The sequence below is a fragment of the Balneola sp. genome, from assembly GCA_003712055.1.
Lineage (GTDB): Bacteria > Bacteroidota > Rhodothermia > Balneolales > Balneolaceae > RHLJ01.
Genome location: RHLJ01000003.1, coordinates 97,009 through 113,147 on the forward strand (window position 1 = coordinate 97,009; position 16,139 = coordinate 113,147).

Below are 16,139 nucleotides of genomic sequence, written 5' to 3' on the forward strand. Positions count from 1 at the left end.
TCCGAAGATTTGGTCTCATTACTTAGATATCGGATATTGAATTATGACGCAGAATGGGAATTGTATCACATCGGAGCACCACAAGATGGTAGCATACCGGTTACTTTTAGGTTTAAAGGAGATAAAGAAGATTCAGAAGACTAGTTTTCTAATTGCCCTTTTTCTACTACTCTTTCAAGCTCAGGGTATTTTAGCGCAACAATCGGCTTCCGAAAGTGCTCAACTTGAGAGCATTTATGAAGAGGCTAATTCTATCTCTTCAGTAAGGAGCCTGATCATCCAACAACATGGAGAGTTAGTTGGGCAAACTTACTTTAATGGCCGTTCTGCTGCCCAAGATTACAACATCAAATCAGCATCTAAAAGTATTATTGGCCTTCTTGTAGGTATAGCCGTTGAGGAAGGCTTTATCCCCTCAGTTGATGAACCAATCAAGACCTATTTTCCGGATTATTTTGAAGAAAACCCTGATCCAAGGAAAGAAGCCATCACGGTAAAAAATTTGTTGAGCATGCAAGCTGGATTAGCTTCTACCAGCTCTGGAAATTATGGAGCCTGGGTGCTAAGCAACGACTGGGTTGGTTATGCCCTTGATCAAAACTTTGTATCCCGAATAGGTGGCAGAATGGTGTATAGCACCGGTACTTCTCATTTACTTTCCGTGATTATTACCAAAGCAACTGGTATGAGCACGAAGTCATTCGCCGAAAGGTATCTATTTGGACCTTTGAACATTACGGTAGGCGGATGGGATAGAGATCCTCAAGGCTACTACATGGGTGGAAATAACATGGCTCTATCTCCTTCCGATATGCTCAAGCTTGGACAAATGATTCTGGATGAAGGTGAATATGATGGAGAACAAATCATTTCAAAAGAATGGATAACTGATTCATTCAAGACCTATACCTACAGCAATTACAATCCATATGGCTATGGATATCAATGGTGGAATACCAGAACCGGAGCATATACTACCTTTTTTGCCTGGGGGCATGGAGGGCAATACATCATGATGATTCCAGAGTTGGATGCGGTAGTTGTTATGACTTCTTCAGTTACCAATGCAAGCCGGAGAAGAACTTATAAACGTCCTGTTTTCTTATTGATTGAAGATCATATCATTCCTTTCCTTGAAAGCAGAACTATTTCAAACTGATCAAGACTTAAAGGCTTTCCACAGGCTTTCCCTTTCCTTACCTTTCCGCAGAACTTCACTCAGACTTTACAACTATGCGTCGGTTTTTTTCATTTGGGATAATACTAGGCATTCTGCTTTCCTCACCAGCATTCGCTTTCCAGGAGGCAGCTAATCCGAATTATCTGGATAACCCCCGAAGAGCAGTTCACACTTTTATGCATTGGCAGCAGCAAGGTCATGAAAATCTGGACCGCATTATCCTACCGTTTGAGTTATCAGATGGAGATAAAGAAGAGAAAACCGAACTGGCAATCGAATTGCGACGAGTTCTTGATGCTCGTGGCTTACTGGTCGTATACGAAAACATCCCAAACAACCCCAACTATGCAGACACTCTTTCCGGGTTGAACCAGTATATCTTGTTCAATTCCCTACCAGAAGTATACCTGGTTAAACAAAATGGGAAATGGGTGTTTTCTGAAGCCACGATTGAACAAATACCTGATCTGTACCAGGCTACCTTCTCTGGAGTGATTGAAGCATTGATTGATGAACTTCCTGAGTGGTCAAAAAATGAATGGTTTGGTGTTCAGATCTGGCAATACCTGGGAGTTTTTCTATGGTTGCTCATTGGCTTCATATTGCGCAGAGTTTTTGAATTCATACTGGATAATTACATCCGAAGAGTTACCCAGAAAACCAAGTTCACCTGGGATGATGACCTTTTAAATGGAATAGAACGGCCTATTGGCTTCATTTTCCTGATTGCCTTCTTTTATCTCACTTATACCAACCTGCAGCTCTCTGTACAGGTTAACCTGTACTTATCTAAAATTCTGGAAGTAGCTGTTTCTATCGGTTTTGTATGGCTGTTCTATAACCTTGCAGATGTGTTGGCCAAGTACCTGATGGTAGTTACTTCTAAAACGGGGAATAAGTTAGATGATCAACTTGTACCTCTAGTCAGAAAAACACTGCGCTTTTTTATTGTAACGATGGGTGTGATCCTAATCCTTCAAAATAACGGATATAACGTGGCCTCCCTTATTGCTGGACTGGGGATTGGTGGTCTAGCCGTTGCCTTAGCTGCTAAAGACACACTTGCTAATTTCTTTGGTTCCATCACCATTTTTGCGGACAGGCCATTCCGAATTGGCGACTGGATAAAAGTAGGAAATGTTGAAGGCGTTGTTGAAGAAGTAGGATTCCGAACAACCAGAGTACGAACTTTTTATAACTCGTTGGTATCCGTTCCTAACTCAAACATTGCCACCACTGATATTGATAACTATGGGTTGAGACAATATCGAAGATTGAAAACGGTACTCAACCTTACCTACTCAACTACTCCTGAACAAATGGAGGCTTTTGTAGAGGGACTCAAAGCAACGGTAAAGGCGAACAAGCATTTCCGGCAGGACTTTTATGAGATTCATTTCAACTCATTTGGTGCTCATTCTCTTGATGTACTGGTGTATGTATTCTTTGATGTTCCTGACTGGAGTACTGAGTTGCAACAGCGCCATAATTTCTTGCTAGAAATCTTACGACTTGCACAGGAAGTTGGAGTGGAATTCGCCTTCCCTACTCAAACCCTGCATGTAGATTCTTTCTATAAAGAGACTAGCAGAGAAGTAGGAAACTCCAGAACGGAAGAGGAACTCGCTACTGGTGTATTTGAATTTGGTCCTGGAGGAAGCAAAGGGAAACCTGACGGTCTTAAAATTTTCAAAGACGGTAAAGAAGTAGATTTTGGAGCTAAGAAGTAAGACTGGTTATTTGTTAATGGTTATTGGGAAAGTGATTCACCAAAACCATTAACAAATAACCAATCAGGTACTAAACCTCTACCATTTCATTTACAGCTTCCGTGAGCTTCTTTTCAGAAATTGGTTTTATCAGAAATTTGGAGTTGGCAACCTTCGAAGCTCGTTCCACATGTTCTTTTCCTGAATTTCCTGTAATGAAAAGAATGGGGGCGTTAGAGAATTCACGTATGTGGTGCGCCGCTGTAATACCATCCATTTCCCCTTCCAACATTATATCCATGATAACTACATCAGGAGAGTATTTTCTTACAAGATTTACTGCTGTTTCCCCGTCTCGAATCTCACCAATAGTCTTGAAAACCATTTCCTTCATTAGGTTTTCGTAGAGTATCGAGAGAATTAGGTTGTCTTCAACAATAATGGCTTTTTTTGATATCTGCTCCATAGTGCTTCTTTAGTATTTATAGCCACCTAATCCTTTCTCCCAATAAAAAAACCCGACACATGAATGTATCGGGTTTTTAAAACTCTCGCCAGCAAATTTTTATTTTTCTTCTTCCTTGCCTTTAAAGGCTTCAAAAACCATCTTTAAATCTGCGGCTACATCATGGCTGGTCCTTCCTTCAATACGATGACGTGGGATCATTGCCTTAATCTCGCCATTAACAAAATAGGCGAAAGAAGGAGACGAAGGAGGGAAATCGCTAAAATAAGCTCGCGCATGTGCTGTGGCTTCTTTATCCTGCCCGGCAAATACAGTAACCATATGATCCGGCTTTGCTTCAGAATGCTCGAGAGCAATTCCTAAACCAGGTCTCGCATTGCCTGCAGCACATCCGCATACAGAATTAATAACCATGAGCATGGTTCCTTTATACTCGGTCATTGCTCGATCAACATCTTGTACGGTAGTGAGTTCCTCCACACCAAACTGGGTGAGTTCTTCTCTCATCCACGAAGTATCGGGGCCAACACCAAATCCAAATTGCATATTTTCTCCTAAATTATTTTCTAACATTAATGGGTAGACAAATGACGGTTGACAATCGACATTTAAATATCAACCTCATAGTTTTTTGGGTCTTCTTTTATATAATAATTTTGATTCTTTTTTAGTGAGTTTCTCATCGCTAAAATTTTTGCTGAGAGCTTTTCAGCATCTCTATATAGCTGCTCAAAAAAATCCTTATCAATATAATTATTCTCTTTGATTAGAATTAAGCAAGCAACTACTTCCATTAAAGAACGATGTGCATATCCTAAAAAACGAATTTGCTCCGGGTCTGTTTGAGAAGTAGAACCCTCAGCAATATTTAATGAAATAGACGTAACGGCTCTCCGCATCTGAGAACTAAGATTGTATCTCTCCTCGTCAGGCAAAAGCCTAATCAACATATAGACTTGTTTTGCCATTTCTTTTGAGAGGTTCCATATCTCTAATTTTTCAAACTTAAAAGCCATACTATTCTATAAATAAAACGACCAAGAATTTTAGTCCATGGTCGCTTGTCAATAGTCGATATTTACTTAGCTCTGTTGTAGAACTCAGATACTTTATCCCAGTTTACCACATTCCAGAAAGCTGCTACATAATCAGGTCTTCTGTTTTGGTAGTTTAAATAGTATGCATGCTCCCAAACGTCTAACCCGAGAATTGGCTTCATGCCATCCATAATCGGGCTGTCCTGATTCGCAGTAGAGATTACTTTAAGTGCACCGCCATCTACAACAAGCCATGCCCAACCAGAACCAAAACGGGTTGCTGCTGCTGCGCTGAACTGCTCTTTAAACGCATCAAAGCTTCCAAAGGTTGAATTAATAGCATCTCCAAGATCACCTGTTGGAGCACCTCCACCGTTTGGAGAAAGGATTTCCCAGAACAATGAATGATTAGCAAAACCACCACCATTGTTGATTACAGCTTGTTTCTTATCGGCTGGTAATGCATTAATATTAGAAAGCACTTCCCCAATATGCTTCCCTTCAAACTCAGTTCCTTCCAGAGCCGCATTAACTTTAGTTGTATATCCCTGGTGATGTTTGGTATGATGAATCTCCATGGTTCGGGCATCAAAATGTGGTTCTAGCGCGTCATAAGCGTATGGGAGATCAGGTAATGTATAAGCCATAATAATCCTCTTTTTAAAATTTCTGTTTTGAAGTTGCAGGCAACTACTACTTGGTTGGTCTTCAACTATTTAAGGCTTGAAAGGTAAGCATAACCGCTCCTAAAATCGTTCCTGAAGCGATACAAAGAATCTATCTTTGTGATTTGTTAACCCTATTGAACATTGAACGTCAAATGTTGAACGCTGAACTTCAAAGTTCAATGTTGAAAGTTCAGTGTTCGACGTTCTTACTCTGTTCTACACGAAGTGAACGGCTTTGGGTAAACCCTTGGAATCGTACTCTGCTTCTTCTGGAATAGTTTTGATCCCCTTTTCAATTGATCTTTTTGCAAACAAGGCCAGCGCCATGGCATCTACAATGTCATCTTCTCCTACGTCGCTTCGTCTCCACTCTTCCTTTATCTCTCTGAAAAAATCATCGGCTATAGGTTCTTCTTCCCTAATCAATTCCAATCTGTGACGAATACCTTTTTTGAGATTTTTCTTCTGAAAAATCATTCCTCCATTCAGTTTTTGGAACAGTAGCTCCGGATGACTTTCCATAATCTTCTCACTCCAGCCTTCATTAGATGTAAGCAACTCATCAATTAGCTTAATTTTTGGGGTGATATTCCAAGCCTGAAGGGAAAGCTTCTTCTCGGTGTAATCAAAGCTGATCATATTTGCTTCCACATAACTCGGAGCATCTAAGGCTGGACGAATTGGGGGACTAAACACACTAGAGGCATAATCGCTGCCTAATTCTTTTCTGAGCAAAGCATCGCACTCTCGGGTGTAATCTTCATCCTCAAGCCCGATAGGCATATCGATGAATATTCGGTCGTATTCAGCAAAAGCAGCTTTCAAATCATCATTGTTTTCAATGATCTGGTACTTTTCGCTTCCTTCATCAAAGGTGACTAATACCCATCCGATTTTACATCCGTCAATGCCTGCTGTTCTCATGTTTATTGCTAATTAGTTTCCGCTCCCAAAAACACAACACTATTAAATCATTGTGGTTAAACATTTTTAGTAAACCTTATGAGTTATTGGTTATTCGTTAATGGTTTTTGGAAGGTGATTCACCAATAACCATTAACGAATAACTCTTAAGGTCCGTGAATAACTAATGGTAATAATTTAATGTAATCTATTTATTCCTTTGAGTTTTAGGACTTCTGTGGCTAAATCAATAATCTTACTTCAACGTTCTTTTCAAGGTGATATGAAGTTCATTCAACTGCTCAGGCTCAACTTCTGATGGGGAATTATCCATCATACTCTGTGCCCGCTGATTCTTTGGGAATGCAATCACATCTCTCAAGCTCTTGGAACCTGTTAGGATCATTAACAACCGATCTACTCCAAAAGCAATTCCCCCATGTGGAGGTGCACCATATTTAAAGGCGTCAAGAAGGAACCCGAACTTATCTTCCGCCTCTTCTTTTCCAATTCCAAGGGCATTAAACATGGTCTCTTGCACTTTACGGCTGTGGATTCTTATTGAACCGCCACCAAGTTCAAAACCGTTTAACACAAGATCGTAAGCCCGGGCTTTCACCGAAGCGGGATCGGCTTCGAGTTTCTCTAAATCTTCTTGTTTAGGAGAGGTAAACGGGTGGTGCATAGCATGGAACCGTCTACTTTCTTCATCCCATTCTAACAATGGAAAATCAGTTACCCAAAGCAGTTTAAACACATCTTCGTTTATTAACTCAAATTCTTCTCCTACCATCAATCTTAATTGCCCTAGTTGTTGCAGTACAGAGGGTTTTGGGCCTGCAAGAATAAACACAAGGTCTCCGGTATTTGCCCCTGAAGCCTCAACCATTTGAGTTAGAATCTCATCACTAAGGAATTTAGCCACACTACATAATGGCCCTTCTTCCAGCATTTTGATGTAAATTAATCCTCCGGCGCCGGTTTCTTTTTTAACTCGTTCTGTCCACCGATCGATAGCGCCCCGTCCCATTTCACCTTGTCCTGGGATAGTGATACCAACTACCGCACCGCCATTTGCAACCGTTCCAGAGAATACTTTGAATTCGGCATCTTTTACGATATCTGAGAAATCGACAAACTCAAGCCCGAATCTGATATCCGGTTTATCTGAGCCATAGGTATTCATCGCCTGCTCGTAGCTCATTCTTGGGAACGGGGTTTCCAGATCAACATCCACCGTTTCCTTGAATACCTGCTTCATCAACCCTTCATGAAGAGAAAACACAGCTTCTTCATCCACAAAGCTCATTTCCACATCAATCTGTGTAAACTCTGGCTGGCGATCAGCTCTTAAGTCTTCATCCCTGAAACACTTGGTAATTTGAAAGTATCTATCGTAGCCAGATACCATCAATAACTGCTTGTAAGTCTGAGGACTTTGTGGCAATGCAAAAAACTTTCCGGGATTTACTCTACTTGGAACCAAATAATCCCGTGCTCCTTCCGGGGTGCTTTTCATAAGTACCGGAGTTTCTACTTCTGCAAAATTATGACTGTGGTAGTAGGATCGAATAGCCTGATATGCCTTGGATCTCATCATTAGTTTTTGCTGCATCTCGGGCCGGCGTAAATCGAGGTATCGATAGCGAAGCCGTGTTTCTTCATTAGTCGGAATTCCATCTTTGATCTCAAAAGGTGGAGTTTCAGCTTCTGAATAAATGATCATATCTGTAACCTCGATCTCAACTTCACCAGTTACAAGGTTTGGGTTGATATTCTCTTCCCCGCGCTCAATTACTTTTCCTTTTACCCCAATTACATATTCTGCGCGTAATCCCTCGGCGCGCTCATGTAATGCAGCATCTGTTTCTGTGAATACAATCTGAGTGATTCCATATCGATCTCTCAAATCGATAAAAATTAATCCACCCAGATCGCGACGGGGACCTACCCATCCATTCAATATTACTTCCTGACCGATATCCTTAGCGGTTAATTCTCCACAGGTATGTGTTCTTTTTAAAGTCATGCTTCGTTCGATGAATCGTAGAGTGAATTTTTTATGTTAGAAAGGCGCAGAAAATACGCATAATGAAAACGAATCGCTTGTTAGTATGAGCGGAAACCTCATATTTGTACTTAACCTTGGAGTTACTCTCTTTTTGACGGGTCTTATATGGACCATTCAATTGGTGCATTATCCCTCTTTTTATTTTGTTGATCGAGAGCGATTCAAAGAGTTTCACATTTTCCATAGCAAAAGAATCAGCATACTTGTTGTTCCACTTATGATCTTTGAACTAATAAGCTCAGGAATTCTATGGTGGGAGTCTTCAGCATTCAGCTTGAATAGCTTGGGATTTTATTTGGTCATAGCTATTTGGATATCAACCGCTGCCTTTTCGGTTCCTGCCCATAATAAACTAAGCTCCGAAATGGATAAAAAGACCATAAGGATTCTGGTGAATACGAACTGGATCAGAACCCTTTTGTGGACTATTAAGGCTTCAATAGGTGTGTATTTTCTTAGCCTTAGTTTATAAGCTCAATATTGAAGCAAAAAACATTTTTGCTAAGACACTTTTTTCAAGTACTTTAGCAGTCCTTTTGAATATATAAGCAATACTCATTAAGCCTGGGGAGGTCTTAAATGGGGGCAATCAAAACGATTGTTGCAGACGGTAACGAAATATTTAGGCATGGACTAAGTACCATCCTCTCATCTGTTGATTTCGAAATTTGCAGTGAGATTGATAATGGTGCATTAGTACTTAGCGCATTCGAGAATGTGATGCCCGATTTGTGCGTCATCTCATTTTCTATGCCTGAGATCAGCGGTATTCAGCTAGCCAATAAAATTATTCAAAAATACCCTAAGGCTAACATCCTTGTGATGGCCGATACCGATTCCGATGCCACCCTTAATGAGTTCCTTGATTCTGGAGCTACCGGCTTATTGTTGAAATCTTCCCATCGGATTGAATTAATTGACGCAGCTCAAAAAGTGGCAAATGGAGAAAACTACCTCGGAAAGCGTTTCTCAAAAATGATGACCCGTGAGTATTTACGACTTGCAAGGATAAAAAAATCCAAAAAGCATCTTACCAAAAGAGAGAAAGAGGTCCTGAATTTATTGGTGGATGGATTGACCAGCATAGAAATTGCTCATCAACTATTCATAAGCCCCAGAACCGTAGATAAACACCGCACTAACCTCTTGAAAAAACTGGGGCAAAAGAACACCGCTGGTCTGGTCAGATATGCATTGCAAAATCGGCACATGCTTCACTAGAACTACGTAATTCTACGTACACAAATTACATAAAAGCCATTATTGAGCAAGCGCTTTCTTTAAAGTAGTTTGTAATTGCAAATGGGGTAATAGCCGTCTGTAGATGATATTAGCCGACGCTCATTGAATTGAGGTCGGCTTTTTTATTTTGGACAAATCAGTAACTGTCCTGTTCCTTATCCCTACCTTCAGACAGCTGCTTCAACTTAACCTCTCGCAACTGATTCATATAATTTTGATCATCAACCATTCCCGAAAGAGCAAATAGATCATATATAGCTCCAAAACCAAATAAGCCCCAGGTGAAAAGCCAGCCCAAGCCAGTGCCTATTCTACCTAAATAAAACCGATGCAATCCAAGTATTCCAAAACCTCCAAAAAACCATAACAAATAAGCTATCAACTTGGATTTTTGTTCCGAGCTATATTGATTGGCCAGGCTTTTCCTAAGCTTTTTCTTCTTACCTCCAGTTTTAGCAATGAACTCTTCAATGCTTTGAAGTAAACGCTTTGCAAATCTTTTTAACTGAACATGGCTATCGGTCTGAATCTCCAATTCCCCTATAAGCATTTCTTTTTCAAAGATAAATTCATCCAGAAGCTTATTTAAATCAATATTCCCAAACTCGAATGCGCTGATTTTACGGTTTAAATTCTTTAAAGAGTCCGAAATAGTAATAGCCAATCCTGACTCCCTAACTGATTCCCCTTTATCCAGTTCTGTCAGGAGCCCCTCATATCTTTTTGAAGCCTCCTGAAATACACGTTGTACCTGGTTTATTAATTCGTACTGATCTGATGTCCTCATTATCTGTTAGATTTGATAGCGCAATTCATTTCAAAAGCTCTTATCGAGTTTTTGAATACTAAGTTTCTTATCAATATCGAAAGATGTTGCTCAAAACAAAAAAAGCCCGACTCATTTATGGATCGGGCTTTACTCTTGTAGCGTGGGGCGGAATTGAACCGCCGACCTCACGATTATGAGTCGTGCGCTCTAACCATCTGAGCTACCACGCCTTCGGAGAGCGCCAAATATACAGCTTTCCCAGCTTAAGAGTAACAGTTTTTTAGACATTTGTTCCCAATCTCAACCGGAAGTTTGTTACCTTCACTTCCCGCAAAACACAGATTATAAAGGTTACATGGCGCAACGTATTACAAAAAGGGAACAAGACTATTCACAATGGTATCTGGATGTGGTGAAAGAAGCAAAACTGGCTGAACACTCACCAGTTCGTGGTTGTATGATAATACGCCCCAATGGAATGGCTTTATGGGAAAATATGCGCCAGGGACTTGATACTATGTTTAAGGATACCGGGCATGAGAATGCGTATTTCCCTCTTTTTATCCCAAAATCCTTCCTCTCCAAAGAAGCCCAACATGTAGAGGGTTTTGCTAAAGAATGTGCGGTTATCACTCATAGTCGTTTAAAAAGTGTGGATGGAGGAGTTGAAGTTGATCCTGAATCCAGACTGGAAGAGGAATTGATCGTTAGACCTACTTCTGAGACTATCATCTGGGATACTTATCGAAACTGGATTCAATCTTACCGAGATCTTCCAATTCTTATCAACCAGTGGGCCAACGTGGTTCGATGGGAAATGCGTACCCGCCTCTTTTTAAGAACTATGGAATTCCTATGGCAGGAAGGGCATACTGCTCACGCTACCAAAGAAGAAGCTGAAGCGGAAACCCTTCAAATGCTGGAAGTTTATCGAAGCTTTGCTGAAGACTTTATGGCTATGCCAGTTATTACCGGAGTAAAAACAGAAAGCGAGCGTTTTGCAGGAGCTGAAGACACCTACTGTATTGAAGCACTTATGCAAGACGGAAAAGCACTTCAGGCTGGTACTTCTCATTTCCTTGGTCAGAATTTTGCCAAAGCTTTTGATGTGAAATTCCAGGATAAGGATGGGGATCATAAATTGGTTTGGGCCACCAGCTGGGGGGTTTCAACTCGTTTGATTGGGGGTTTGATCATGACTCATTCCGATGATAATGGCCTGGTAATTCCTCCTAAACTTGCTCCAACACAGGTAATTATCGTCCCAATCTATCGCGATGATGAACAACGAGCTACCGTTGTTGAATATGGAAATGGTATTTATGATGAATTAAAGGCAATGGGAATCCGGGTAAAGCTGGATGATCGTGATAACTATAAACCAGGCTTTAAATTTGCAGAACATGAAGCTGCTGGTATTCCACTAAGAATTGCTGTCGGGCCTCGTGATGTCGAAAACGGAAATGTGGAATTAGCGCGCCGGGATACTCTGCAAAAGAGTTTTGAATCCAGAGAAGGAATCGGGAGCCTGGTTTCGGGACTTCTGGAAACTATCCAAACAGATCTATTTGAAACAGCTAAAAAAAGACGCGATGAAATGACCTCCGAAGTGGAGACTTACGAAGAATTCAAATCGGTATTAGAAGAAAAGGGTGGATTCATTTACGCTCATTGGGATGGTACTCCCGAAACAGAAGAAAGAATCAAAGAAGAAACCAAGTCTACCATCCGCTGCATTCCTTTAACTGAAGGAGAAGCCGGAACCTGTATGGTTACCGGAAAGCCATCTACCCAAAAAGTTCTATTTGCAAAAGCCTACTAACGTAGCCTAATGAATATTCCACATTCATACCAATTATTTACGGCCCAAAGCAGCCGCGAATTGGATGAACGAACTATATCTGAATTCGGAATTGACGGCTTCACTTTAATGGAGATTGCAGGTACACGAGCCGCCGATTTTATCCTACAAACCATAGAATCTCAACACTCAGGGCTATTCCTTTGCGGAAAAGGTAATAATGCCGGAGACGCTCTGGTAGTGGCACGAATCTTAAGCGAAGCAGGGATTAGTTGTACTATTTATTTTGTGTTCGGTACCGAAAACCTTTCTCCCGATTGTACAAAAAATCTTGACCTCCTAAAAAAGCTAGGGAATGACGTACATTTTTTGAGTTCTTTAGAAGAGCTGGAAAATTCTGCTTACGATTTTATAGTAGACGGAATATTTGGCACCGGGCTAAGTTCAGAAATAAAATCTCCTACTAAAGAGGTAATCGAGTGGGTTAATAAGCAGCACTCTACTACCTTTTCAATGGACATCCCCTCAGGATTAAATGCTGATACCGGAGAGATAGAGGGTGCTACCATTTCAGCCGATTACACCCTTGCATTCGGTACTTTAAAAAAAGGCTTTTATCTCGATAAAGCCTATGATGTGTGTGGGGATATTGTCTTATGTGAACTCCCTTTTCCTTCCGGATATAAAACGTCATCTACTTTTTTGATCGACCAGGTATGGGTCGATCAAAATCGAGAGAACGTAAAGAGGGCGCACAAATATGACGGGGGTGTTGTATACATCATCGCTGGTTCAGAGGGACTAACAGGTGCTGCGGCATTGGCAAGTCAAAGTGCTTGGTCTTCTGGTGTTGGTGGTGTGGTCTTAATCACCCCAAAAGGGTTACTGGATGTATATGAGAAGAGCCTGGTTCAGATTATAAAAAGACCTTTGGGAAATGATAAAGATGTATTCTTTGATTCCTCACATCTGGATTCTGTACTTGAAATCCTTCGGGAAAAACCGGGAGTACTTCTAATTGGTCCCGGACTAGGCCGATCACCGGAAACCGTCGCTTTTGTTCAATCCCTGCTTTCTCAATTTGAAGGAGATTTGGTTATTGATGCCGATGCCCTATTTGCACTTTCTGAACATAGTGATCTTCAAAAGCCGGAACGGGCAAACTGGATTTTAACTCCCCACCCTGGAGAATTAAAAAAACTGGCTGAGGGATTTGAGATGGAAGAAAAGAATCGACTAGAACTTGGCACCTCTCTTTCTACTAAATTGAATGCAACGATTCTCTCAAAAGGACTACCTTCTCAAGTTATAAACAATCAACAGGTGTTAATGACAGGTTATGATACACGAATATTTTCCCGGGCAGGTTTTGGGGATGTGCTAGCCGGGAAAGTTGCTGGTTTCTGGCTTTCAAAGAAAAACCGGGAACTTGCCTGCTGTTTTGCACTTTTAGACGGTAAGGAAAAAGCAGATACCCATTCGAATACATCTACTACACCTTTGGAACCTATTCATCTTATTTAATTCTCCAGATTATTAAAGCAATCATCCTCAAATACAGAAAGCTACCTTTCATTTTACTTCTATTAGCAACCGGAGTAATATTCATAGGTACTTTATATCCAGCAGATCGGCTTTACGAGATAAATATCTGGGACTATGACAAAATTGGTCATTTTCTTGCCTTTGCAATCTGGACCTTTTTGCTTGGGATTGTTTGGGCACTAAAGAAAAAAGAAACCCCAAGTCTCTTCTGGGTTTTTGTTTATGGACTTTCTTTCGGCCTTTTGATCGAGTTCCTGCAATTTATGCTCCCCACCAATCGTAGCCCCGAACTCTATGATTTTATTGCCGATGGATTGGGATCCGGTTTTGCCATTCTTATACTTCCTTTCTTTTTTCGCCAGCTTTTCAAGGATTAGCTCCCCCGACATGATCATGTGATATCTCTGCTACTTGAGTTCTGCTTTATTAGTTATGTACTAACTAATCTTACACATTATGATCAAAAAGAAACCACGGGCAAACTTGCGTGCCTACCACACTATATTTACACAAATAGGAATTATATGTGCTCTTCTATTTCTAATTGCAGCAACAAATATTCGATTTGAAGTAATAGAAAAGCCATGTACAATATGTGAACCACCTACTCCAGACCCTTTTGATGTTGTTGATGTACCAATAACTAAAGAACCTGAGAGGCCAGCTCCGCATAAGCCTTCCGTATTCATAGAAGTCCCAACTGATGACCCCATTGAACCGGATCCGATTGTATTTCTTGATTTCGCCCCTGATGACCCCATTCCTTTTTCTGAGCCAGAGGCGACACCTCCGGAGGATACATTTGAGCCTTTACCTGAATTTATGCCAGAAATGAAAGGTGGACTCAAAAAATTATATAGTGAAATCGAATACCCTGATATGGCACGGCAAATCGGCGTTGAGGGAAGAGTCACTGTTCAATTCATTGTAAATGAACAAGGAGAAGTAGAAGACCCAACTATAATTAGAGGAATTGGTGGCGGCTGTGATAAAGAAGTACTCCGTGTTATCAAAAAAATGAAGTTTACTCCAGGTATTCAAAACGGAAAATTTGTTAGGGTCCGAATGCATCAGACCGTGACCTTCAAACTTCAAAATTAAGCCCACAAACGATATCGATATTAATTTCGTTACAGAACAGTAATATTTAAATAAATGACTTGCGGACTTAGCAAAAAAACACGTTCTTTTTTAGTCCCTAAAAAAATCATTGAGAATTAAGGATAGGTTATGATTACAGATAGAAAAAAGGCAGGAGTAGATCTACGTAGAACGTACAATATTACGCTCCAGGTGGGTTTAATTGTCGCACTATTATTTATTATTGGCTTAGTCAAGATCAATTTGTACAGTGAACCTCCAACTCCGCCACCCATTGAGGAACAAGAGGAAGTGGTGATGGAAGAGGTAATTCAAACCAAGCAAATAGAAACTCCCCCACCTCCACCTCGTCCACCGGTACCTGTTGAAGTACCTAACGATGAGATTATCGAGGATGAGATTCTGGACCTTGATGCCGAATTAGATTTGGATGGTCCTCTCGACCTACCACCACCACCACCACCATCTGACGAGGAAGAAGAAGATTTCTTCGTAGTTGTTGAAACTATGCCTCAGTTACAAGGTGGACTTGCTGACCTACAAAGAAAGGTAAAGTATCCTGAGATGGCTCGAAGAGCTGGCATCGAAGGTCGTGTTACTGTTCAGTTTATTGTAAACGAGCAAGGAAGAGTTGAAAACCCACGAGTTATTCGTGGTATCGGCGGTGGTTGCGATGAGGCAGCACTTGAAGCAGTAAAGCAAGCTAAATTCTCTCCGGGAATGCAGCGTGGTCGTCCAGTACGTGTACAGTACAGTTTACCAATTGTATTCAGGCTTCAAAACTGATTTATTTTAATCAGTGAGGAATTAAAGGCGTGGTATTTATATCACGCCTTTTTTGTTTCCATCACATTTTGAAAACGTTGAAGCACCTGAACCAGGTTTTGATACCCTACCCTTTCAATAGCTTCTGATAACGGCACCCACTCAATCTGCTCTATTCCTTCTTCTAACTGGGGCTTTAGGGATTGAGATCTAGGAAACACCATGCTATACCAATAGGTAGTTTTTCCAATCTCTTTTTCTTTCTCGATATACTCGTGGTATGTAGTTCCAAGGTCACTGATTATCATCGGTAATTGAGTACCTGTTTCTTCTGCAACCTCCCTTACTGCACACATTTCGATATGCTCACCCTTTTCGAGCTTTCCTTTAGGTAAATCCCAAATCCCATTCCTATAAATCAGAAGTACTTTTGCTTCTGAGCTTTGCCCGGAAACTCTAAAAACCACTCCTCCAGCCGCTTTTATTTGTTTACTCATCCGAACTATTTTCGGAAGCGGAAGAGTCTGTATCTCCTTTTTTTGCTTCATCTGCGTAGTTTAAGCGCAGATTGGTCAACGTTTGATCGAGGTAACCTTCTAGTTCTTTTGGGAGATTTCCAGCCGTGAATTTCTTGAGAGCGTTCAATGTATCAATTGCATATTTAGCGGAAGCCAGTTCCCGCTCGATTTGATCCGTTGCCGGATTTTTAATCTTACCAAGCCCCATCATCCCAATTTGCTGGTGCTGCTGAATCAACATCATTAACAATAGCTGATCTTGTTGGTCTGCACTGATGTTATCTGCTGTCATAATATTTACTGTTTAGTTCCTAAATTTTAAGCTGATTTAAACTTAACAAAGTTCTTTTTTCTTTACCTTTTC

General features: G+C 40.8%; 18 protein-coding genes and 1 tRNA gene. 9 read left to right on the forward strand and 10 right to left on the reverse strand.

Annotation, left to right across the window (positions count from 1 at the left end; genetic code table 11):
- The first annotated feature begins 43 nt into the window (after positions 1 to 43).
- Together ED557_07830 and ED557_07835 are read left to right on the forward strand one after the other, a co-directional pair.
- Positions 44 to 1,159 (forward strand): class C beta-lactamase-related serine hydrolase, encoded by a 1,116-nt coding sequence (locus tag ED557_07830; GenBank protein RNC83686.1) that lies wholly within the window; start codon positions 44 to 46, stop codon positions 1,157 to 1,159.
- 74 nt (positions 1,160 to 1,233) lie between these two features.
- Positions 1,234 to 2,910, forward strand: a complete 1,677-nt coding sequence (locus ED557_07835) for a mechanosensitive ion channel family protein (protein ID RNC83687.1) — start codon at positions 1,234 to 1,236, stop codon at positions 2,908 to 2,910.
- Between the two features lie 70 nt (positions 2,911 to 2,980).
- Here the strand turns inward: ED557_07835 and ED557_07840 are convergent, their stop codons facing one another.
- The 6 genes from ED557_07840 to aspS form a co-directional block, all read right to left on the reverse strand.
- Positions 2,981 to 3,331: a response regulator gene (locus ED557_07840; GenBank protein ID RNC84034.1), complete on the reverse strand. Its 351-nt coding sequence runs from the start codon at positions 3,329 to 3,331 to the stop codon at positions 2,981 to 2,983.
- Positions 3,332 to 3,454: 123 nt separating this feature from the next.
- Positions 3,455 to 3,901, reverse strand: coding sequence for a BrxA/BrxB family bacilliredoxin (locus ED557_07845; GenBank protein ID RNC84035.1), 447 nt, complete (start codon positions 3,899 to 3,901; stop codon positions 3,455 to 3,457).
- Positions 3,902 to 3,963: 62 nt separating this feature from the next.
- Positions 3,964 to 4,371, reverse strand: coding sequence for a four helix bundle protein (locus ED557_07850; protein ID RNC83688.1), 408 nt, complete (start codon positions 4,369 to 4,371; stop codon positions 3,964 to 3,966).
- Positions 4,372 to 4,433: 62 nt separating this feature from the next.
- The gene (locus ED557_07855) at positions 4,434 to 5,039 is read right to left on the reverse strand and encodes a superoxide dismutase (GenBank protein RNC83689.1); all 606 of its coding nucleotides are present in this window, start codon (positions 5,037 to 5,039) and stop codon (positions 4,434 to 4,436) included.
- A gap of 237 nt (positions 5,040 to 5,276) precedes the next feature.
- Positions 5,277 to 5,984, reverse strand: a complete 708-nt coding sequence (locus tag ED557_07860) for a DUF429 domain-containing protein (protein ID RNC83690.1) — start codon at positions 5,982 to 5,984, stop codon at positions 5,277 to 5,279.
- 235 nt (positions 5,985 to 6,219) lie between these two features.
- On the reverse strand, positions 6,220 to 7,992 hold the full coding sequence (gene aspS / locus ED557_07865) for an aspartate--tRNA ligase (GenBank protein ID RNC83691.1): 1,773 nt from the start codon (positions 7,990 to 7,992) through the stop codon (positions 6,220 to 6,222).
- 133 nt (positions 7,993 to 8,125) lie between these two features.
- On the opposite strand from aspS, the gene ED557_07870 reads away from it, so the two are divergent.
- Both ED557_07870 and ED557_07875 read left to right on the forward strand, forming a co-directional pair.
- Complete coding sequence (locus tag ED557_07870) at positions 8,126 to 8,506, forward strand: hypothetical protein (GenBank protein ID RNC84036.1); 381 nt, start codon at positions 8,126 to 8,128, stop codon at positions 8,504 to 8,506.
- Between the two features lie 107 nt (positions 8,507 to 8,613).
- Positions 8,614 to 9,255: a DNA-binding response regulator gene (locus ED557_07875; protein ID RNC83692.1), complete on the forward strand. Its 642-nt coding sequence runs from the start codon at positions 8,614 to 8,616 to the stop codon at positions 9,253 to 9,255.
- A 157-nt stretch (positions 9,256 to 9,412) separates the two neighbouring features.
- Here the strand turns inward: ED557_07875 and ED557_07880 are convergent, their stop codons facing one another.
- Both ED557_07880 and ED557_07885 read right to left on the reverse strand, forming a co-directional pair.
- On the reverse strand, positions 9,413 to 9,826 hold the full coding sequence (locus ED557_07880; protein RNC84037.1) for a TM2 domain-containing protein: 414 nt from the start codon (positions 9,824 to 9,826) through the stop codon (positions 9,413 to 9,415).
- 372 nt (positions 9,827 to 10,198) lie between these two features.
- Positions 10,199 to 10,275 (reverse strand) — tRNA-Met (locus ED557_07885).
- A 125-nt stretch (positions 10,276 to 10,400) separates the two neighbouring features.
- Here ED557_07885 and ED557_07890 point away from each other — a divergent pair.
- The 5 genes from ED557_07890 (at position 10,401) to ED557_07910 (ending at position 15,278) form a co-directional block, all read left to right on the forward strand.
- Positions 10,401 to 11,867 (forward strand): proline--tRNA ligase, encoded by a 1,467-nt coding sequence (locus ED557_07890; protein RNC83693.1) that lies wholly within the window; start codon positions 10,401 to 10,403, stop codon positions 11,865 to 11,867.
- Between the two features lie 9 nt (positions 11,868 to 11,876).
- On the forward strand, positions 11,877 to 13,370 hold the full coding sequence (locus ED557_07895; GenBank protein ID RNC83694.1) for an NAD(P)H-hydrate dehydratase: 1,494 nt from the start codon (positions 11,877 to 11,879) through the stop codon (positions 13,368 to 13,370).
- The gene (locus tag ED557_07900) at positions 13,334 to 13,768 is read left to right on the forward strand and encodes a hypothetical protein (protein RNC83695.1); all 435 of its coding nucleotides are present in this window, start codon (positions 13,334 to 13,336) and stop codon (positions 13,766 to 13,768) included. Before ED557_07895 ends, ED557_07900 begins: the two co-directional genes overlap by 37 nt.
- 79 nt (positions 13,769 to 13,847) lie before the next feature.
- Entirely contained in the window at positions 13,848 to 14,492 is a 645-nt protein-coding gene (locus ED557_07905; GenBank protein RNC83696.1) for an energy transducer TonB, read from the forward strand.
- A gap of 129 nt (positions 14,493 to 14,621) precedes the next feature.
- On the forward strand, positions 14,622 to 15,278 hold the full coding sequence (locus ED557_07910; protein ID RNC83697.1) for an energy transducer TonB: 657 nt from the start codon (positions 14,622 to 14,624) through the stop codon (positions 15,276 to 15,278).
- A gap of 41 nt (positions 15,279 to 15,319) precedes the next feature.
- On the opposite strand, the gene ED557_07915 is transcribed toward ED557_07910, so the two are convergent.
- Positions 15,320 to 15,805 carry an NUDIX hydrolase gene (locus tag ED557_07915; GenBank protein ID RNC83698.1) on the reverse strand — a complete coding sequence of 162 codons (486 nt, stop codon included), beginning with the start codon at positions 15,803 to 15,805 and terminating at the stop codon, positions 15,320 to 15,322.
- The gene (locus ED557_07920) at positions 15,747 to 16,067 is read right to left on the reverse strand and encodes a DUF1844 domain-containing protein (protein ID RNC83699.1); all 321 of its coding nucleotides are present in this window, start codon (positions 16,065 to 16,067) and stop codon (positions 15,747 to 15,749) included. Before ED557_07920 ends, ED557_07915 begins: the two co-directional genes overlap by 59 nt.
- Between the last annotated feature and the right edge of the window lie 72 nt (positions 16,068 to 16,139).